Below are 20,603 nucleotides of genomic sequence, written 5' to 3'. Positions count from 1 at the left end.
ATCCTCCATAATACTATTTATTTAAGAAATAATTATCTTCAATTGTTACTTTTAAAACTACTTTTTTTAGATTCTCTGCTCCTTTAAATCTAAAAGCTTCATCATTTTCAATTATTATTAAATTCCCAGTTGTTAAATTTACAATCTCTCCATTTCCATGAAAATATTCTGTGTCTGTTTCATCGGAGTAACTACTTTTTACATTCAAGTCATTTTTTTTAGATATTTCTAATGTTTCTTTTCCCTCTACATAATAGTGAATATCCATATATCTTCTATGTCCTTGTAACTCTACTTCATCTTTATGATTTTCCGTTTTAAACATATAAACTAAAGAATCTCCAATACTATGATATCTATTCTCTTTTATATTGTTTATATTTTCTATAGCCTCTTTACATCTAATCCATTTTTTTCCACTTCTAAAGATATCTTTAAACTCATCAAAATTATTTAAAATTAACATTTATTCCTCCTAATAACTAAATTTAGATAGCTCCTTTCCTTTTATACTTCCAGAACTGTATGGCAGTATTGAAAACTCATATTCAAAGTTATTCATATAAACTCTGTACGAATCTAAAACTTCTGATCCCCACGAATTTGATCCTAATCCAAGTACTTTATAATCTAAATTTAGTGTTATATAATCTGCTCTTTCTAATTCATTTATATGCTGTGCTTTATATATATTTTCTTGAGTAAAATTCCAAGCACTAAAATTAATAGTATCTTTTTTTGCTTTAATAAATATTCCCTCTCCAAAATGATTAGTTAAAGATATCCATTTTGTATCTTGTCTATTTCCATTATCTTGTGGAAATGGATAATTTGTAAATAATCCGTCAACACTATTTTTATAAACTCCTATTATATTAGAAACCTTACTATCTTGATAATTTTCTCCAGGTCCTCTACCATAATACTCAACATTTTGATACTTTTTATTTATTCCCATCTCCAATCCAATCTTTGGAATAATATCGTTGTAATCTCCATACTTTTCTCCTGATAACTTAAATGTTATATATCCATTTTTATCTATTTCATAAATATAGTTGCATCTAATACCAAAGTTAAATACTGGTGGTGCAATTAATGACTTAACTGTTATTATTACTTTATCTTCACACTCTTTTACATCTAAAGTTCTAAATTGCTCTTGTAAAATTTGTAAATGATTTGGTATCCATAAATCATTATGCTCCTGCTTGTGATTATCTATCATAGGTTTAAAGAAATTTAATTTAGGTGATTTTTCTATAATATCCTCTCCATTAAAAGTCCAAGCTTCTAATTTTCCATTTAACTTTGAGAATTTCACTTCAAAATTAAATCCTTCTATTACTAACTCTAATTTACTATCTTTTAAAGTTAAAGAAGTGCTATTGTTTGACTCATATCTTTCTTCAACTATTTTTCTGTCTTGTAATTTAAACTGGTAAATTCCTAATTCATAATCCTCTTGACTATATAGTGTTTTAGAATCTTTTTTCACTTTAAAATTCACATAGACTTCTCTATTATCTAGAACCTCTTCAGCTAAAGATATATTAAATACTTCACCTGGATTTATTCCTAACTCTTTTATAGTTCCTTGAGATAAAATATCACCTTCAGCTACAATTTCATAGTGAAGAGTTATGTCATCTAAATTTATATACCAATATTTATTTTCAACTTCAAATTCATTTTCTATCTTTTTAATCTTTACAGGACATATAACTTGTTTATACTCTTTTAATCCTGATCCTGGTGTTTGATCTGAGAAAATTAATCCATCCATACAGAAGTTATAGTTATTTGGATAGTCACCATAGTCTCCACCATATTTATAAACCTCTTTACCGTTTTCATCAAACTCTAAAATTCCATGATCACACCATTCCCAAATATAATGCCCTTGAATATGAGGATGTTTATAAAATACATTTTGATACTCCGTTAATCCCCCTGGACCATTTCCCATAGCATGAGCATACTCACATATAATTCTTGGTTTATCCATTGGGTGTTCTCCAAAGTAGTTCATCATTTGAACTCTAGAGTACATTGTACTTATAACATCTACAACCTCTCCATCTCTATCCTCTTCATAATGAACCAATCTTGTATCATCAAGCTCTTTTGCTCTTTTACACATCTCACGAATATTAACTCCATATCCTGATTCATTTCCTAAAGACCACATTATTATACTTGGGTGATTTTTCTGAGCTGCTATGTGTCTTTCTATTCTTTCAACATAAACATCTTTCCACTCAATATCATCAGTTATCATACTTAAATTTCCAACATTGGCAAATCCATGAGATTCAACATCTGTTTCTGCCATAACAAATAATCCATAAATATCACATAGCTCATAAAATCTTGGGTCATTTGGATAATGTGCTGTTCTCACAGAGTTTATATTATGTTGTTTCATCAAAATAATATCTTTTTCAGCTCTATCTATATTTATAGCTCTACCGCTTATATGGTCATTATCATGTCTATTAACTCCATGTAACATTAAATACTTACCATTTACATAGAACAATCCATCTTTTACTTTTATATCTCTAAATCCTACTCTTTGAGGAACTACTTCTAAAACCTCTCCATTTTCATCAATTAATTCTAAAATTAAATTATATAAATTTGGTGTCTCTGCAGTCCATTGTTTTGGTGATTGAATGATTTTTTCTAAATTTAATTTTTTCATCTTATCAATCTCTAAAATATCAACTAACTCAGAAAAAATTAGTTGATTTGCATCAAATAATGACCATTTTAATTTATAATCTTTTTTTACTGACTCTTCTAAATTTTCTATCTCTATATCTAACAATAATTTTGCATCAATATAATCTTCATTAAAAACTGTTTTTATAAAATAATCTTGAATATGAGTTTTTGTCTTTCCAACTAAGTAAACATCTCTAAAAATTCCAGCTGTCCACCACATATCTTGGTCCTCTACATATGTAGAATCTGCCCACTGTAAAACTTTTACTGATAAAAGATTCTTTCCATCTTTGATATATTTTGATATATCAAACTCAGCTGTTAATCTACTTCCTTTATTAAATCCAACATATTTTCCATTTACATAAACTTCAAAATATGTTTCTACTCCATCAAACTTTATTATAACTTGCTTATTCTTCCAATTTTCATTTAAAACAAAAGTTCTTTGATAAGCTCCTGTAGGATTATCCGTTGGTACAAAAGGTATATCTATTGGAAAAGGAAACCCTTCATCTGTATATTGAAGTTTTCCGTGACCTTCAAACTGCCACATATTTGGAACATTTATCTTCCCAAATTCCTCCACCTCTTTCTCATAAAACTCTTCTGGTACTAAAAATGGATTTTCAAAATATTTAAAGTTCCACTGTCCATTTAAAAGCATAAAATTTTTACTTCTATCTCTTTGATACGTTTTAGCTATCTCTTCATTTTTATAACTAAAAAAGTAAGCTCTTTCTCCCATTCTATTTTCATTAGTTTTTTTAATATTTTCCCAATTGTTCATATTTTATATATAACCTACCAATTAAGTGCTTTTAAAGTTTTTTTGTTACATGAATCGAGTATACATCTTTTCATCTTTTTTGTCAATTTTTTTAGTAAATATTTTACTAAATATTTTACTAAAAAAACTTTTAAATATTGCAACAATAAAAAAATATGTTATTATATATACAAGAATATATTATAAATAGGAGGTCTCATGGCGACTTTAAAAGAAATTTCAAACTTAACAGGACTATCTTCTGCTACTGTTTCAAGAATCTTAAATAATGATTCTACTCTTTCTGTTAAAGATGAAACTAAGAGAAAAGTTTTGGAAGTGGCTGAAAAAATTGGATATAAAATATCTTCAAAAATAAATTTACAAGAACAAATTCACTTTTTAGCTCTTTTCAATTACAGTGAAGAGTTAGAGTTTAATGATCCATATTATTTATCAATTAGATTTGCTATAGAGGAGGAGTGTAAAAATTTAGATATAGATATTGATAAAATCTACAATAGTAATATTAATTCTCTTGATAAAAAGTACAACGGCGTTCTATGTGTTGGACAATTTAATGATATTCAAATAAAAAAAATAAAAAAAATATCCAATAATATAATTTTTATAGATTCTTGTAATAATAGAGAGTTTGATTGTATAACTGCAGATTTAAAAGAGATTTCAGAGTGTATTGTAGATTTTTTTATACAATGCGACTATAAAAAAATTGGTTATATTGGTGGTCGAGATTTTGAAAATGTTTTAGATGAAAGAGAGGAAGCTTTTATAAAATACTCTCTCCTTAAAAAAGTTGTTGATGAAGATAACTTTTATGTTGGAGATTTCACTAGTAGTTCTGGTTATAATCTTGCTAAAACCATGATTGATAATAACAACTTACCAGACGCTCTTTTTATTGCCAATGACTCTATTGCTATTGGAGTTTTAAAAGCTTTAAATGAAAATAAAATAGAAATTCCTAATAAAATTGCTATTATAAGTATAAATGATATTCCTGCCTCAAGTTTTACTTATCCTGCCCTTTCAACAATCAAAATACATTCAGATTTAATGGGAAAAGAAGCTGTAAGAATTTTAAAAGATAAAATTGAAAGCAATCGAATAATGCCTTTAAAAATAACAGTACCATTCTCTTTAGTTTTAAGAGAAACAACTAAAAGTATACTTTAAATAAAAAAGCCCTACTATAACTCTTTATAGTAAGGCTTTTTTGTTAATATATTTTATGGAATATCATTTCCCATTCCATTTACTAATATTTCAAACCATTCTTCTCTTGTTAATTTTATATTGCAAGCTTTTACAGCAGCTTCTAATCTCTCTATCTTTCCGCTTCCACAAATTGGTATTAAATTTGCTGGATGAGATAAATGCCAAGCATAAATTATTGTATCTGATTTACAGTTATACTTTTTAGATAATCTTTCTAAAACTTTTCTTAACTCCACTGCATTTTCATCTCCAGAAGTAAAAATTTCTCCTCCTGCTAAAGGCGACCAAATCATTACTGGAACTCTTTTTTCTTGCATTAAATTTATTGTTCCATCATAAAAATGTTGTGTTTTCATTGGTGATAACTCCACTTGATTAGTAACTAATTTAAAATCTAATCTACTTTGTAAAAGATTAAAATCTGATGGTAAAAAATTAGAAACTCCCCATTCTAAAACTTTTCCTGCATTTCTTAAATCAGTTAAAGCCCTTGCTGTTTCATCTGCATCCATATACATATCTGGTCTGTGAATTAATACTAAATCTAAGTAGTCAATATTTAAATTTTTTAAAGATTTTTCTACACTTTTTACTATGTGATCATAACTTGTATCATAACAATGATATGTATTTTCAGGCATATTTTCTGACACTAATTTTATTCCAACCTTACTTACTAATTGCATTTTTGCTCTTAATTCTGGTTTTAAAGCTAAGGCCTCTCCAAAAATTTTTTCACAAGTATAACGTCCATAAATATCTGCATGATCAAATGTTGTAACACCTAAATCAATTGCTTTTTCTAGATATTTTAACAGTTCCTCTTTAGACATACCCCAGTCATTTAGACGCCAAAATCCTAATGCTATTTTTGACATTTTTACTTTTTCACTTAACTGTATATAATTCATAAAAGCCCCCTTATATTTAGTTTTGGTTACACTTAGTATATTCTTAAAATATATAATTGTCAAAACAAACAGTAAAATAAATCAATATAAAAAAGAAGACCTTGGGAAGGGTCTTCAATTTTTAACTAATTTTTGGTTGGCGTAAATAACAGCATTTACTTATATAGTTTATAACAATTTGTTTTGTTTGTCAAACTTTTTATTTTGAATAGTTTGTTATACTTTATTTTTGTCTTATAAGGGCATATTTTAATCTTTTGTTCTTGGTAAAAAAATATTGAAAAGTTAACTAATTTATGGTATCATTTTTTCTAAGTAAACGTTCTTAAATTCACTAAAACTTGACTAATTCATTTACTAGTTTTTTTAAGAGCATTTTAAGTGTAGTATATAATACCCTTAGTATAAAACTCAGGGGAAATTAAAGAATTACTCATATATATCCGTAATACGGTCGGAAGTTTCTACGGCTAACCTTAAATTAGCCACTATGGGTGAAATAAATAGATTTTTTAGTCTAGTTTTTTAGATTATCTATTTTTCACTTGTAGGAGATGAAAAAAGATAATCTTTTTTTATTTTCTACAATAGTTTAATCCCAACTATATATTTGAGTAAAATTCAAAAAAGAATTTTAGGAGGATTATTATCAATGAAAAAAAACAGATCACCTTATCACTTAGATGGAGTTCCAGAGTTAAAAACAGCTTTACCTTTAGGTTTACAACATATCTTAGCAATGTTTGTAAGTAATATTACACCTATAATAATTGTTGCTGGAGTTTTAGGAATTTCACCTGAGCAGAAAACACTTCTTATTCAAGCTTCTATGTTTGTTGCAGGATTAAACACTTTAGTTCAAGCATACACTCTTGGTCCTATTGGAGCTAAATTACCAATTGTTGTTGGAACTAGTTTTGCTTTTGTTCCTGTTGCTATCTCTATTGGAACAAGATATGGTTTTGAAGGAGTATTAGGTGCTGCCTTAATTGGAGGAATCTTTGAAGGACTTTTAGGTCTTGTTATAAAAAAAGTTAGAAAGTATTTCCCACCTATTGTTACTGGTGTTGTTGTTCTTTCTATCGGTCTTTCTCTTTTACCTGTTGGTATTAAAAGTTTTGCTGGTGGTGTTGGTGCTCCAGATTTTGGTTCTGTTGAAAATTTACTTATTGGAACTGTTGTTCTTATTACTGTGGTTTTCTTCAAACAATTTACAAAAGGTATTCTAAGTACAGGTTCTATTTTCATTGGAACTATTGTTGGTTTTATAGTAGCTTTAATATTTGGAAAAGTAAATTTACAACCTCTTATTCAAGCAGATTACCTTACTGTACCTAGACCTTTAATGTTTGGTTTTGCGTTTCATTTTGATGCTATTTTAGCAATGATTTTAATGTTTATTGTTTCTGCTGTTGAAACAGTTGGAGATATGTCTGGAGTTACTATGGGTGGTGCTGGTAGAGAAACAACTGATAGGGAATTATCAGGTGGAATTCTTGCTGATGGACTTGGAAGTGCTTTAGCCGCAGTATTCTCTGTTTTACCTACTACATCTTTTAGTCAAAATACTGGTATTATTGCTATGACTGGTATTATGAGTAGATTTGTTGTTGCTACAGGTGCTATGTTTTTAGTTGTTGGAGCCTTTATTCCTAAAATAGGTGCTCTTTTTACAATTATTCCAGCTAGTGTTATTGGTGGAAGTTTAGTTATGGTCTTTGCTATGATTTCAATAAGTGGTATCAACTTAATTACTAAAGAACCTTTAAAAGGTAGAAATTCTGTTATATTAGCTGTTTCGTTAGGGCTTGGATATGGACTTGGTAATGTTCCTGAAGCTCTAACTGTTTTCCCTGAGAGTATAAAACTTATATTTGGTGGATCTGGAATTGTTGTTTCTGGTACAATTGCTGTGTTCTTAAATATAATTTTACCTCCAGAGAATGAAACTGTTGAAGAAAAAGTAACTGAAGAAGCTAAATTAGCTAAAAAAGTTGCTTAATAAATTAGATTAATTGGAGGTTTTAACTTGTTTTCTTTTTCAAAATTTTTTCTAGCCTCTTCTCTAGAAGAAGCTTACTCGGAACTTTTAAAAAATAAAAAAAATATTATTCTAGGTGGAACTTCTTATTTAAGAATGGGAAATACTTCTTGGAATACAGCTATTGATTTGTCAAACTTAAATCTTAGTTACATTTTAGAAAAAGATGATTTTATTTCAATAGGAGCTATGACTAATTTTAGAGCTCTTGAAACTAGCTCTCTTTTAAAAAACTATTTTGGAGAAATTTTTAATACTGCTTTAAAGGATATTATTGGTGTACAATTTAGAACAAATGTAACTGTTGGAGCAACAGTTTTTAGCAAGTATGGTTTCTCTGATTTAATCCCAGTTTTATTAGCTTTAAATAGTAAAGTAAAACTTTTTAATGGTGGTATCTTAACATTAGAATCATTTTTAAATGAAACAGATATTAGAAGAGATATATTAGTTGAGATTTTAATACCTAAAAAAACTTGTAAAACATCTTTTCAATGTGTAAGAAAAAGTAAAACTGACTATTCTATTATAAATTTAGCTATTTGTAAGTTAGATAATAGTGTAACTATTTCTGTTGGGGCAAGACCTGGAAGAGCTTTACTGGCTAGAAAGACTATGGAGATTTTTAACCACAGTGAAAATATTGAAGAAGAAATTATCAATGCTATGAAATATATTGGAAATGAAATTCCTTTAGATTCAAATATGAGAGGTTCAAAATCTTATAGAGAACTTCTTTTAGCAGCATTACTTAGAAAAGGAATTCAGGAGGTTTTAAATTAATGTTATTAACAACTACTATAAATGGTAGAAAAAAAGAGATTCTTATAAAAGATGACGATTATCTACTTGATGTTTTAAGAAAAGAGGGATATCTAAGTGTTAAAAGAGGTTGTGACACTGGAGCTTGCGGTCTATGCACAGTTCTTTTAAATGGTTCTCCTATACTTTCTTGTAGCACTCTTGCAGCTAGAGCGCAAGGAAAACAAATATCTACAATTGAACATTTTCCAATAGAAGCTAAAAGATTTGCTTCTTTCATGACTAGCGAAGGGGCTGAACAATGTGGTTTTTGTTCTCCTGGGTTTACATTAACAGTTATTGCAATGACAAAAGAACTACAAAATCCTACTGATGATGAAATTATGCATTATTTAAACGGAAATCTTTGTAGATGTAGTGGATATGTATCTCAACTTAGAGCAATTAGAAATTTTATGGAGGAGATAAAAAATGAAAATTGTTAATACATCTGTTAAAAAAGTTGATGGTATAGGAGTTGTTACTGGAAATCCTGCTTATACTGAAGATTTGATTTTAAATAATAATGTTTTAACTATAAAGTTATTAAGATCGCCTCACCCTTTTGCTAAAATTAAAGCTATTGATACTTCAATAGCTTTAAAGGTTCCTGGCATTGAAGCTATTTTTACACACAATGATACTCCTAAAACTAGATTTACTCTAGCTGGACAAAGTTTCCCTGAACCATCTCCATATGATAGAAGAATTCTTGATGAATATGTTAGATACGTTGGAGATCCTGTGGCTATTATTGCTGCTGAAGATGAAAGAGCTGCTGAAAAAGCTATGAAACTTATTAAAGTTCAATATGAAGTTTTAGAGCCAATTTTAGATTTTGAAAAATCTATTGATTCTCATATTATCATTCATCCTGAAGAGGTTCACACTAATTTTGAAATTGGGTATGAAAAAGAGAGAAACATCGCTTCTAAAGCTTATGCTGAAAAACCTGGTGTTGATGAAGGATTTGAAAATAGTGATGTTATTCTTGAAAGAACATATTATACTCAACCACAAATGCATGCTATGATGGAAACTTATAGATCTTATAGTTATTTTGATGTCAATGGAAGATTAACGACAGTAAGTTCAACACAAATTCCATTTCATGTTAGAAGACATTTAGCAAGAGCTTTAGAGATGCCTAGCAGCAAAATAAGAGTTATCAAACCTAGAATTGGTGGTGGTTTTGGTGGAAAACAAACAGCTGTTTGTGAAATCTATTCAGCTTTTGTTACTTTAAAAACTGGAAAACCATCTAAAATAATATATAATAGAAAAGAAACACATACTTGTACAACTACAAGACACGGAATGAAACTTGACGTTAAAATAGGTGCAGATACAAAGGGAAATATTAAAGCTATTGATATAAATGTTTTATCAAATGCTGGTGCTTATGGTGAACATGCTCCTACAGTTACTTCTCTTGTTTCATATAAAACTTTCCCTCTTTACGATACTGTACCTATGAGGTTTAATGCTAATATTGTTTATTCTAACACTATGAATGCTGGTGCTTTTAGAGGATACGGAGCTACTCAAGGAACATTTGCTGTAGAGTCTATTATCAATGAATTAGCTCACCATCTAAATCTTGATCCTACTGAAGTTAGAATGAAAAATCTTGTTGAACCAGGTGAAGGAAAGTATATTACAAGTGGTGATATCAAAAAATGTATTGAAATTGGTAAAGAGAAATTTAATTGGGCAGAAAAATCAATCCCTAGAGAAGTAGCTCCTAATAAAGTTAGAGCTGCTGGAATGGCTGTTACAATGCAAGGATCTGGAATTGGTGGTATCGATACTGCTGCTGCAACAATAAAACTTGGAGATAGAGGTGATTTTAATCTTATGGTTGGGGTCACTGATATGGGACAAGGATGTGATACTGTTCTTACTCAAATGGCTGCTGAAGTTTTAGAGGTTCCTATGGATAGAATCTCTATTCATTCAGCTGATACTGATTTATCTCCATATGATCCTGGAGCATATGCATCTAGTGGTACTTATGTTACAGGAAATGCTGTAATTATTGCTGCAAACAATATGAAAGAGGAGATTTTAAAAGGTGCATCTAAAATGTTCAATGTTGAAATTGGTGATATTGACTATCTTGGAACTGAACTAAAAGTAGCTGATAAAACTATATCTTTAGAGGAGTTTGCACAACGTTCTATCTCTTTTGAAGGAATGAATCAAATTACTACAACTGGAACTTGGGGAGGTGAAACTTCTCCGCCACCATTTATAGCTGGATTTGCTGAAGTTGAAGTAGACACTTTAACAGGAGAAGTTGATGTAATTGATTATCTTTCTGTTGTAGATTGTGGAACACCAATTAACCCAAACCTAGTTCAAGTTCAAGTTGAAGGTGGAGCTGCTCAAGGAATAGGACTTGCTCTTTTTGAAGATATTAAGTATGATAAGAAAGGAAGAGTTATGACAGACTCTTTAATGCAATATAAAATTCCTTCTAGACTTGATTGTAAAAATATAAGAGTGGAGTTTTCAAACTCTTATGAAAAAACAGGACCTTTTGGAGCTAAATCTGTTGGTGAAGTTGTTGTAAATACACCCGCTCCTGCTATTGTAGATGCAGTATACAACGCAACTAAAGTTAGAGTTAGAAATTTACCTGTAACATCTGAAAAAGTTTTAATGGGAATTTTAAATATATAAAACTATTCAAAGTGGGAGGAGATTTTTATGTCAGAACTTTTTAACATTACAAAAGGAGATATTGTCTCTATTACTGGAGCTGGTGGTAAAACCTCATTAATGTTTTACCTAGCAAATAAACTTAAAAAAAAGGGAACTGTCCTAATAGCTACAACCACTAAAATTTTTAAACCAGAGAACACAGAAAATAATAGTTTTATTTTCATATATCCTGAGGAGATAGATTCTATATCTCCTCAGGATAATTTTATACACATTTTTTGTCCAAAGATTGAAAATAATAAAATTGATAGTGTCACTTTTAAAGATTTAGATAAATTAAAAACATATTTTGATTTTATTTTAATAGAAGCTGATGGAAGTGCTAATAAAGCTCTAAAAGGTTGGAAGAATAATGAGCCTATCATTTATCCAGATTCCACTAAAACTATTGCTATTGTTGATATCACAGCTCTACATAAAGAAAAAAATGAAAACACTATACATAGATTTAGTCTTTTTCAAGAACAATATTTTAATTCTAATAAAACTATTGAAAAAAATGATTATATAGGTTATATTAATTCCAATACCTTTTTTAAAGGAACTTTAAATGAAAAAATACTATTTTTTAATAAAATTGAAAATATCGATTTATTTGAGAAATTCTTTAATATTGCAAATAGTATTAATATTACCTCTAAAATTTATTTTGGATCTATTTTTAAAGAGGAGTTTCTATCTTTTAAAAATATTACACCAATTGTTTTAGCTGCAGGATTTTCAAAAAGATTTTTAGGTGATAAATTAAGTTTTAAATTAAGTGATGGTAAAACTATATTAGAAAAAACTCTTTCTAATATCTCTAAATTAAATTTTACAGAAAAAGTGCTTGTTGGAAAAACAACTTTTCACAATCAATTAAGTTTAGATTATAACTTTACTTACATTAACAACTCTAATTCGAATCTTGGACAAAGTTATTCTGTAGTATTAGGAACTTTTAAAGCCTCTTTAAGTGGTTATCTTTTTATTCCAGGAGATATGCCATTTTTAACAAAAAAAGTTTTATTGAAATTAATATATGAGTTTCAAAAATATAATCAGATTATAGTTCCATTTGTAGATGGAAATAAAAAAGCTCCTGTTCTCTTTCCAAAACGTTATCGTAATAATCTTATAGAATTAAAGGGAGATAGTGGAGGACGTGAGATTTTAAAAAAAGAAAGTTTTATAAAATGTAATTTTAAAAACTCTTTAGAGTTTTTTGATATAGATACACAAAGTGATTTAAAAAAATTAGAAACATTGGAGGAACAAATATGAAGTTATTAAAAGAATATATTGAAAAGTACGGATCAGTTACTGATAGCTCTATCTTAAAAGTAGATAGTTTTATCAATCATCAAATCGATCCTATTTTAATGATAGAAATTGGAGAGGAATTAAAAAAGCGTTTTGAGGGAAAAAATATAAATAAAATACTTACAATAGAAGCTTCTGGAATTGCAATTGGTATTGCTGCTGCTTATGCTTTTAAAGTGCCTATGGTTTTTGCTAAGAAGAAAAAACCTTCTACAATGGGAGATGCTTATAATGCAAATGTTCACTCTTTTACAAAGAAAACAGATTACAATATAACTGTTTCTAAAGAGTTTTTATCACCTGAGGATCGTATTCTTGTTGTTGATGATTTTTTAGCTATGGGAAATGCTATTATTGGACTTAAAAACATCATAGATCAAGCTGGAGCTTCTCTTGAAGGTGTTGGAATTGTTATTGAAAAAGGATTTCAACCTGGTGGAACTATATTAAAAGAGCAAGGAATTCACCTTGAATCCCTTGCAATCATTGATTCTTTAGAAGATAATACAATTACTTTAAGATAATTAAGTTACTAAAGCTGGGAAGAATCCTAATATTGTAAATACAATTACAATTATTAGGATTTTTTTTCTTTCTTTTTTCAAAATCTCATCTTCATTTTCTATTATTCTCTCTTTAGAAATTTTAATCCAATTTAAATATCCCAATATAGACGCCATTATATACCCTATTATGTAGCATATAACATCTGCTCCATCAAAAGTTCCTATAAAAGTACCATGCCCTCCATAGATCCCCTGAAACACCTCTATCCCAATCATAGTAAAAAATATTATATTAAATATATTTTGAGCTTTTTTATAAAAAACTCTATTATGTAAAATCGAAACTCCCATTGAAAATAACCATAATCCATCTGGTAAAGAATAGATTACCCAGTTTGGTATGTGTTTTCTATAAACCCATACTATTTTTCTTATTGCCCCAACATGCGTATCTAAATTCATTAACTCTATAATTTGATAATAAAAAAGTTTTCTACTTCTAAAAAGCAAATATATTAAAACTGCTACGGCAAATGATACTAAAACTATAAATAATTTATTCAGTGACCTCTTTTCCAAAAATACCTTTTTCATTTAGATATCTCACCACTTTCTCGACTCCCTCATCTATAGTTTCATAAAATATCTCTGAATCATAGATATACTTTTCTATACTCTTTTGATAAAGAGGATCATAATAATCTATCATTAACACTTCTGAAAGTTCATCTATTTTATTATCTTTCAACATTTGAGAGTACTCTTCATATTTTTCTTTACCAATGTATCTTCCAACTTTATCTAAGCATTTTTGAAGCTCACCTACTGTTGCTCCAGCATAATCTTCTCTTATTACTTCCACTCTATTTTTAATCGTTGTTTCTAGTGATAAATGTACTCCATTAGCTAAAGATTGAAATATATCTTCTGGAACATAAACATTTCCTATTCTTTTACTTTCACTTTCTGCAATCACATATTGTGGCTTATTTTTATAAAAATAATCAAATATTAAAGAATCAAATTTTTTCTGACTTTGCTCCTCTTTTTCACAAACCCCACCAAAAAATGACCCTTTATGGTTAGCAATCTTCTCTAAATCCAAAACTGAATATCCTTTTTTCTCTAATTGCTGTAAAATTTTTGTCTTTCCAATACCAGTTTTTCCATGTAAAACAATATATTTAACATCTTTATTATAAGTTTTTATATTTTCTAAAATATATTGTCTATAAGCTCTGTATCCTCCTTCTAATTTCCAAGTTGTATACCCTAATGCTTCAAATAAAGCTGACATAGAACCACTTCTCATTCCACCACGAGCACAATAAAATGCTAATCTACCTTTAGCATGTTTTTGAACCTCTCTAAATATGTCAGGCAATCTCTTAGCAATAGCTTCAACTCCTAACTCTTTAGCTTTTTCAGGTGAAACTTGTTTATAAGCAGTTCCAACATCAACTCTCTCTTCATCTAAAAGTAATGGTATATTTATAGCTCCTGGAATAGGTTCTTCTTTAAACTCTTTTGGAGTTCTTACATCTATTAAAGTGTAGTTTCTCTCCTTCAACAAATCCTCATATTTTACTAAAATCATTTTTTCCTCCATTTTTTATGCTTATTATATTTTACTATGATTTTTAATAAAATTGAATATTATTTATATAAAAAATATCTTTATTATGATAAAATCTATTAAGAAATTAACTTTTAAATAGAAAGGAAGTTATGAAAACAAAAGCAAAAGAGTTATTAAAAACTATTTATGGATATGAAAATTTTAGAAAAGGACAGGATATAATTATAAATAATATTCTCTCTAAAAAAGATACTTTAGGTGTTATGTCTACTGGTGGTGGAAAATCTATTTGTTATCAGATTCCAGCTTTACTTTACCCTCATCTTACTATTGTTATCTCACCGTTAATATCTCTCATGAAAGATCAAGTTGATTCTTTAAAATATTTAGGAGTAAGAGCAGGGTTTTTAAACTCAACACTTAGTAAAGAGGAGTACCTTAAATTAATTCAAGGTATTAGAAATAAAAGTATAAAGATTCTTTATATTGCACCTGAACGATTATCAAATGAAAAATTTATAAATTTTATAAAAAATATACAACTATCTATGGTTGCAGTTGATGAGGCTCATTGTATCTCTCAGTGGGGACATGATTTTAGAAAAAGTTATTTAGAAATTCCAGATTTTCTAAACAAAATTAATCAACGACCTCAAATTTTAGCACTTACTGCTACCGCTACAAGTAAAGTTCGGCAAGATATAATTGAAAAGCTTAATTTACAAAATCCTAAGGTTTCTGTTGATGGATTTGATAGAGAAAATATTACTTTTAAAGTTGAAAAAGGAGTTGTTCCAGAAGCTTTTATTAGTGAGTATTTAAAAAGAAATTCAAAAAAATCTGGAATAATATACGCTGCTACTCGAAAAGAAGTAGATAATTTATATAGTTATTTACAACTTAAAGGGTTTAGCGTTGGAAAATATCATGCTGGTTTAGATGAAAAAGAACGTACAAATTTTCAAGATAAGTTTTTAAGAGATGATGTAAAAGTTATGATTGCTACTAATGCTTTTGGAATGGGTATTGATAAATCTAATGTTAGATATGTAATTCATAGAAATATTCCAAAAGATTTAGAAAGTTATTATCAAGAGGCTGGAAGAGCCGGAAGAGATGGTGCTCCCTGTGAAGCAATCTTATTATTCTTTGAAGAGGATGTATCTACTCAAGAGTTTCTAATTGAACAAAATGAAGAAAGTTCAAATCAATTAAAAAATACAAAAAGAAAAAAACTTGATCAAATGATTGATTATGCCTATTTAGAAAGCTGTTATAGAGAGTATATCTTGAAGTATTTTGGTGATAAAAGAATTAAAAACTACTGTGGAAATTGTGGAAATTGCAAAAATTTTAAAGATGTAAAATCTTTTACTTTAGATGCACAAAAAGTTTTTTCATGTATAGGTCGTACAAAAGAAAGTATTGGTATCTCTACTTTAACTAATATTTTAATGGGAAAAATTGATACAAAAATTGAAAGAAAAGAGTATTTCAAACTCACTACATTTGGGATTATGTCCTCTTATAATAGATCTAATCTTGAAGAGTTTATATATTACCTTATATCTGAAAACTACTTAGAACAAAGTGCTGGAAGTTTTCCTACACTAAAATTAACTTCAAAAGCTTTTGAAGTTTTAAAAAATATAAAAGCTGTATTTAGAAGAGTCAATGAATCTGTAACGTTTGATTATTTTGAAGATCCACTTTTTGAAACATTAAATAGTTTAAGAAAAGAGATTGCTCAAAAAGAGGGTGTTCCTCCCTATATTATTTTCTCTGATTTAACTCTTATGGAAATGGCTGAAAAAAAACCTCAAAATCGTTGGGAAATGCTAAAAATCAGAGGTATTGGTAATCAGAAATTCAAAAATTATGGAGATCTTTTCTTGAAAACAATCAACAAACTCTCTCCTCAAGAAATCGATATGCTTTATGTAGATAGTATTATTGATGAAAAATATTTAGGTGATAAACAACTTACAGAATTAAAAAAAGCTTTAAATACTGAAATTACAACTGATGAATTAAAAGAGATTTTAATAAAAACTCTTTTTACTAACTAACTGCGAGGTGAACTAATGTTATTTGAATTTTTTATAGCTAAAAAGCATATTTTCGAACATAAAAAACAAAGTTTTATTGGTATTATAGGTATTGCCATTGGTATTATAGTTCTTACTGTATCTATTGGTATCTCAAATGGTTTAAATAAAAATATGATTGATAGCATTCTCTCGTTATCTAGTCATGTTACTGTAATAGGTAATGAAAATTTAAAAAATTATGATTCTTTAGAAAGTACTTTTGAAAAATATCCAGAAGTTAAAGGTGTAATTCCTAAAGTTTCTAGTCAAGGAATTGTTAAATACAATGGAATTCTTGGAACTTACATCTCTGGTGTTAAACTAGATGGACTAGATTTAAAAAAAGCCATTCCTGCTCTTAATTTAGAAAATAAAATTAAAAGAGGTAGCATTGATCTATCAAATAAAAAAGGTATTTTAATTGGTGAGGAACTTTTAAATAGAATTGGAGGAAATATTGGAGATCCCATTAATATAATCTCTGCAAATAATAAAGAACTACAACTAGAAATTATGGGTACTTTTCAGAGTGGTTATTATGATTATGATTTATCAATGATTATTTTACCTCTTCAAACTGCTCAATATATTACAGAAAGAGATGATACAATTAGCTCTATTGATTTAATTTTAAAAAATCCATATGATGCTGATAAAGTTTCTAATAAAGTTTATAGTGATTCAGGTCTTTACAACAGAACTTGGGGAAGTTTAAATCAGAATCTTTTAAAAGCTCTTACTCTTGAAAAAACAGTAATGATAATAGGATTTTCATTAATTGTTATTATCGCTGGTTTTGTAGTTTGGGTGATTTTAAATACAATGGTAAGAGAAAAAATAAGATATATTGGTATTATGAGATCTATTGGAATATCTCATGGCTCTATTATTAAAATATTTTTAATTCAAGGTATTATATTAGGTTTGACTGGTATTATTTTTGGAGTTTTTATATCTCTGTTTTTACTTTGGTATATTAAAACTTACTCTCTTCCAGGAATATCTTCTATATACTATTTAACAAAAGTTCCAATAGAGTTATCATTAAATGAGTTATTTACTATTATAGGAGCTAATATATTATTAATATTTTTATCTAGTGTATTTCCTGCATATAGAGCTGGAAAATTAAAAATTGTGGAGGCTTTAAGACATGACTAAAAATATTGTGCTTGAATTAAAAAATATTTGTAAAAATTATTCAACTAAAACAGAAACTTTAGAAATTATTAAAAATCTAAATTTACAAATTGAAGAAGGCGATTTTATCTCTATTCTTGGACAATCTGGTTCTGGAAAAACTACACTTCTTAATTTAATTGGACTTTTAGATTCGCCCACTTCTGGAGATATTTATATTGATAATGAAAATATATCTGTGAATAGTTCAAATATTGACTTAGTACGAAATAAAAAAATTGGATTTGTTTTCCAATTTCACTATCTTTTACCCGAGTTTACAGCTTTAGAAAATGTTATGATTCCTGCTTTAACTCAAGATTATTCTAAAAAGAGGGAGATTGAAAAAAGAGCTCTTGAACTTCTTAGAGAAGTTGGAGTTGATCATAGAGCTAATCATAAGCCAACTGAACTTTCTGGTGGAGAGAAGCAAAGAGTAGCTATTGCAAGAGCACTCATAAATAATCCTAAAATTTTACTTTTAGATGAACCTACTGGAAATCTAGATAATGAAACAAGTGAAAAAATTTTTAATATTTTCAAACAAATTAATAGCAAAAAACGTCAAACAATTATAACAGTAACACATTCAAGAGAGCTTGCTGAGATATCTAACAAAAAATTATTCTTAAAAAAAGGAATTCTTTCAGAATAAAGGTATAGATAGAGTAAGAAAGCTACATAAATATCCATAAGGGGTGGTTTGTATGAGAATAAACTATAATACTAACGGAGATCTTGTTATTACTGACGCCATCAAAAGTCATTGTGAAAAGAATTTTTCTAAATTAAAAAAATTCTTTGATAACATCTTAACTGTAAACGTTACTTTATCTGCTACAAAATCAAAAACAGGACCTCTACAAAGAGTCGATGCCAGAGTTCATGTGAACGGAAATGTGATTAAGGGTGTTTATACAGATGACGACCTTTACAATGCAATAGATCGTGTAACTGAAATTTTAGCAAAACAAATTAAAAAACATAAGGAAAAATTAAGAGATAATAACCACTCTTCACCTAATATTCCTACTGCTAAGAAAATTACATTTGAGTCTTCTGATAACTCAATTACTGTGGAATTCACAAAAAAAATTGAGAGTATCACAGTTAATCCTAGACCTATGGATGTAGAAGAAGCTATATTACAATTAGAAGCTTTAAATAAAGATTTCTATGTTTTCACAAATTCAGAAACTGGAGATATGAACATAGTTTATAAAAAAAGAAACGGAGATTATGGTCATGTAGAGCCTGCTCATTTCTAAAGAAATTTAAGAATCCTAGTGTAGCTAGGATTCTTTTTTATTTATAACGAATAAACTGGTTTATTTTATTTGTTAAATGTGATAGAATATTATTATTGTGAACAAATTTATTATATATTAGGAGGTAAAATTGAAAAAAACAGATATTAAAATTGTCGATATTAAGAAAAGCTTCGACGGAGTTGATGTTTTAAAAAATATTAACTTAAATATTAAAGATGGAGAGTTTTTTTCTATTTTGGGTCCATCTGGATGTGGTAAGACTACTCTTTTAAGAATGATTGCAGGATTTATAACTCCTGATAGTGGAGCAATCTATTTAGGAGATGAGAATATAGTTGAATTAGCCCCAAATAAAAGGAACGTAAATACAATCTTCCAAAAATATGCTTTGTTTCCTCATTTAACAGTTTATGAAAATGTAGCCTTTCCCCTTAGGTTAAAAAAAGTTGATGAGAAAACAATTGATATTGAAGTAAAAAAATTCATTGAACTTGTTGATTTAAAAGATCATATGTACAAAAAACCTAATCAACTTTCTGGTGGACAGCAACAAAGAGTTTCAATAGCTAGAGCTCTTATTAATAAGCCCGGTGTTTTGCTACTAGATGAACCTTTATCAGCATTAGATGCTAAGTTGAGACAAAATCTTTTAATCGAACTTGATAATATTCATGATGAAGTAGGAATAACTTTTATTTTTATTACACATGATCAACAAGAAGCACTATCTATTTCTGACCGTATTGCAGTTATGAATAAAGGAAAAATTTTACAAGTTGGAACTCCTGCGGAAGTTTATGAAGCTCCTGCCGATTCATTTGTAGCAGATTTTATCGGTGAAAATAACTTTTTTGAAGGTGTTGTCACTGAAATTTTTGATGAAACATATGGAAAAATTCAAAGTGAGTCTCTAGGAGAGCTTATTTTTGAATTAGATAAACCTGTTAAAGTTGGAGATAAAATTAGAGTTTCAATAAGACCTGAAAAAATTAGAGTTTCTAAACATATTCCTACAGGACTTTCAGATAAACATAATACTTTAAAAGTTTATGTTGATGAATTAATTTATTCAGGATTCCAAAGTAAATACTTTGTTTGGGTAAATGGTGATAAAAATATTTTATTTAAAGCTTTTAAGCAACATGCTGTTTATTTTGATGAAGAAGACAATGATACAATACACTGGGATGAAGATGCCTATATATCTTGGCATGCTGATGATAGCTTCTTAGTTGAGGTGATATAATTGAAAAAAATATCTTCTGGAAGCTTTTACAGTATTCCTCTAACTCTTTGGATGTCTGTATTTTTCGTCATTCCAATGCTTATTGTTTTAAGTTATGCTTTTTTAACAAAGGGTACTTATGGTGGAGTTCAAATGATCTTCACTCTCAAAAATTTTAATGTATTTTTTGAGCCTATATTTTTGAAAATATTATTTAGAACAATATATATATC

17 protein-coding genes, 1 pseudogene and 1 riboswitch are annotated in these 20,603 nt (G+C 28.4%); of the genes and pseudogenes, 13 read left to right on the top strand and 5 right to left on the bottom strand.

Annotated elements, in window-relative coordinates; genetic code table 11:
* Positions 1–13 precede the first annotated feature (13 nt).
* Positions 14–466 (bottom strand): beta-galactosidase subunit beta, encoded by a 453-nt coding sequence (locus Q0V08_RS04500; RefSeq protein ID WP_297432463.1) that lies wholly within the window; start codon positions 464–466, stop codon positions 14–16.
* Positions 467–475: 9 nt separating this feature from the next.
* Positions 476–3,520 carry a beta-galactosidase subunit alpha gene (gene ebgA / locus Q0V08_RS04495; RefSeq protein WP_297432461.1) on the bottom strand — a complete coding sequence of 1,015 codons (3,045 nt, stop codon included), beginning with the start codon at positions 3,518–3,520 and terminating at the stop codon, positions 476–478.
* Between the two features lie 198 nt (positions 3,521–3,718).
* On the opposite strand from ebgA, the gene ebgR reads away from it, so the two are divergent.
* Positions 3,719–4,696, top strand: coding sequence for a transcriptional regulator EbgR (gene ebgR, locus Q0V08_RS04490; RefSeq protein WP_297432459.1), 978 nt, complete (start codon positions 3,719–3,721; stop codon positions 4,694–4,696).
* A 53-nt stretch (positions 4,697–4,749) separates the two neighbouring features.
* Here ebgR and Q0V08_RS04485 read toward each other — a convergent pair whose 3' ends face one another.
* Complete coding sequence (locus Q0V08_RS04485; RefSeq protein ID WP_297432457.1) at positions 4,750–5,649, bottom strand: aldo/keto reductase; 900 nt, start codon at positions 5,647–5,649, stop codon at positions 4,750–4,752.
* 413 nt (positions 5,650–6,062) lie between these two features.
* Positions 6,063–6,160: riboswitch (purine riboswitch) on the top strand.
* Between the two features lie 141 nt (positions 6,161–6,301).
* Here Q0V08_RS04485 and Q0V08_RS04480 point away from each other — a divergent pair.
* From Q0V08_RS04480 to Q0V08_RS04455, 6 genes are read left to right on the top strand one after another with little or no spacing between them, the layout of a single operon-like run.
* A complete protein-coding gene (locus Q0V08_RS04480) occupies positions 6,302–7,651 on the top strand; it encodes a nucleobase:cation symporter-2 family protein (RefSeq protein ID WP_297432455.1) in 1,350 nt (449 codons plus the stop codon).
* 27 nt (positions 7,652–7,678) lie between these two features.
* On the top strand, positions 7,679–8,473 hold the full coding sequence (locus tag Q0V08_RS04475; RefSeq protein ID WP_297432453.1) for an FAD binding domain-containing protein: 795 nt from the start codon (positions 7,679–7,681) through the stop codon (positions 8,471–8,473).
* Positions 8,473–8,937 (top strand): 2Fe-2S iron-sulfur cluster-binding protein, encoded by a 465-nt coding sequence (locus Q0V08_RS04470; RefSeq protein WP_297432451.1) that lies wholly within the window; start codon positions 8,473–8,475, stop codon positions 8,935–8,937. The genes Q0V08_RS04475 and Q0V08_RS04470 overlap by 1 nt, the downstream gene beginning before the upstream one ends.
* A complete protein-coding gene (locus Q0V08_RS04465) occupies positions 8,924–11,176 on the top strand; it encodes a molybdopterin cofactor-binding domain-containing protein (protein WP_297432449.1) in 2,253 nt (750 codons plus the stop codon). Before Q0V08_RS04470 ends, Q0V08_RS04465 begins: the two co-directional genes overlap by 14 nt.
* A gap of 27 nt (positions 11,177–11,203) precedes the next feature.
* On the top strand, positions 11,204–12,481 hold the full coding sequence (yqeC, locus tag Q0V08_RS04460) for a selenium cofactor biosynthesis protein YqeC (RefSeq protein WP_297432448.1): 1,278 nt from the start codon (positions 11,204–11,206) through the stop codon (positions 12,479–12,481).
* Positions 12,478–13,044: a xanthine phosphoribosyltransferase gene (locus Q0V08_RS04455; RefSeq protein WP_297432446.1), complete on the top strand. Its 567-nt coding sequence runs from the start codon at positions 12,478–12,480 to the stop codon at positions 13,042–13,044. Before yqeC ends, Q0V08_RS04455 begins: the two co-directional genes overlap by 4 nt.
* Here Q0V08_RS04455 and Q0V08_RS04450 read toward each other — a convergent pair whose 3' ends face one another.
* Both Q0V08_RS04450 and mnmH read right to left on the bottom strand, forming a co-directional pair.
* Positions 13,045–13,620 (bottom strand): hypothetical protein, encoded by a 576-nt coding sequence (locus Q0V08_RS04450; RefSeq protein ID WP_297432444.1) that lies wholly within the window; start codon positions 13,618–13,620, stop codon positions 13,045–13,047.
* Positions 13,583–14,623: a tRNA 2-selenouridine(34) synthase MnmH gene (mnmH, locus tag Q0V08_RS04445; RefSeq protein WP_297432442.1), complete on the bottom strand. Its 1,041-nt coding sequence runs from the start codon at positions 14,621–14,623 to the stop codon at positions 13,583–13,585. Before mnmH ends, Q0V08_RS04450 begins: the two co-directional genes overlap by 38 nt.
* A 131-nt stretch (positions 14,624–14,754) precedes the next feature.
* Here mnmH and recQ point away from each other — a divergent pair, with 131 nt between their 5' ends.
* From recQ to Q0V08_RS04415, 6 genes and pseudogenes are all read left to right on the top strand, one after another.
* Positions 14,755–16,674, top strand: a complete 1,920-nt coding sequence (recQ, locus tag Q0V08_RS04440) for a DNA helicase RecQ (protein WP_297432440.1) — start codon at positions 14,755–14,757, stop codon at positions 16,672–16,674.
* 15 nt (positions 16,675–16,689) lie between these two features.
* Positions 16,690–17,856 carry an ABC transporter permease gene (locus Q0V08_RS04435; protein ID WP_297432438.1) on the top strand — a complete coding sequence of 389 codons (1,167 nt, stop codon included), beginning with the start codon at positions 16,690–16,692 and terminating at the stop codon, positions 17,854–17,856.
* Positions 17,849–18,529, top strand: a complete 681-nt coding sequence (locus Q0V08_RS04430) for an ABC transporter ATP-binding protein (protein ID WP_297432436.1) — start codon at positions 17,849–17,851, stop codon at positions 18,527–18,529. Before Q0V08_RS04435 ends, Q0V08_RS04430 begins: the two co-directional genes overlap by 8 nt.
* Before the next feature lie 52 nt (positions 18,530–18,581).
* Positions 18,582–19,142, top strand: coding sequence for a ribosome-associated translation inhibitor RaiA (raiA, locus tag Q0V08_RS04425; protein WP_023049584.1), 561 nt, complete (start codon positions 18,582–18,584; stop codon positions 19,140–19,142).
* A gap of 130 nt (positions 19,143–19,272) precedes the next feature.
* Positions 19,273–20,391, top strand: coding sequence for an ABC transporter ATP-binding protein (locus Q0V08_RS04420; RefSeq protein ID WP_297432433.1), 1,119 nt, complete (start codon positions 19,273–19,275; stop codon positions 20,389–20,391).
* Positions 20,392–20,603, top strand: a pseudogene (locus Q0V08_RS04415) (ABC transporter permease); the annotation flags it as partial.

It is taken from the genome of uncultured Cetobacterium sp., assembly GCF_947038635.1.
In the GTDB taxonomy this organism is placed as follows: Bacteria; Fusobacteriota; Fusobacteriia; order Fusobacteriales; family Fusobacteriaceae; genus Cetobacterium_A.
This window is presented reverse-complemented; position numbering and strand designations above follow the sequence as displayed.

Coding starts and splice junctions, on each gene's coding strand:
- Q0V08_RS04500 (WP_297432463.1), bottom strand. CDS start 466: ATGTTAATTTTAAATAATTTTGATGAGTTTAAAGATATCTTTAGAAGT.
- ebgA (WP_297432461.1), bottom strand. CDS start 3,520: ATGAACAATTGGGAAAATATTAAAAAAACTAATGAAAATAGAATGGGA.
- ebgR (WP_297432459.1), top strand. CDS start 3,719: ATGGCGACTTTAAAAGAAATTTCAAACTTAACAGGACTATCTTCTGCT.
- Q0V08_RS04485 (WP_297432457.1), bottom strand. CDS start 5,649: ATGAATTATATACAGTTAAGTGAAAAAGTAAAAATGTCAAAAATAGCA.
- Q0V08_RS04480 (WP_297432455.1), top strand. CDS start 6,302: ATGAAAAAAAACAGATCACCTTATCACTTAGATGGAGTTCCAGAGTTA.
- Q0V08_RS04470 (WP_297432451.1), top strand. CDS start 8,473: ATGTTATTAACAACTACTATAAATGGTAGAAAAAAAGAGATTCTTATA.
- Q0V08_RS04465 (WP_297432449.1), top strand. CDS start 8,924: ATGAAAATTGTTAATACATCTGTTAAAAAAGTTGATGGTATAGGAGTT.
- yqeC (WP_297432448.1), top strand. CDS start 11,204: ATGTCAGAACTTTTTAACATTACAAAAGGAGATATTGTCTCTATTACT.
- Q0V08_RS04455 (WP_297432446.1), top strand. CDS start 12,478: ATGAAGTTATTAAAAGAATATATTGAAAAGTACGGATCAGTTACTGAT.
- Q0V08_RS04450 (WP_297432444.1), bottom strand. CDS start 13,620: ATGAAAAAGGTATTTTTGGAAAAGAGGTCACTGAATAAATTATTTATA.
- mnmH (WP_297432442.1), bottom strand. CDS start 14,623: ATGATTTTAGTAAAATATGAGGATTTGTTGAAGGAGAGAAACTACACT.
- recQ (WP_297432440.1), top strand. CDS start 14,755: ATGAAAACAAAAGCAAAAGAGTTATTAAAAACTATTTATGGATATGAA.
- Q0V08_RS04435 (WP_297432438.1), top strand. CDS start 16,690: ATGTTATTTGAATTTTTTATAGCTAAAAAGCATATTTTCGAACATAAA.
- Q0V08_RS04430 (WP_297432436.1), top strand. CDS start 17,849: ATGACTAAAAATATTGTGCTTGAATTAAAAAATATTTGTAAAAATTAT.
- raiA (WP_023049584.1), top strand. CDS start 18,582: ATGAGAATAAACTATAATACTAACGGAGATCTTGTTATTACTGACGCC.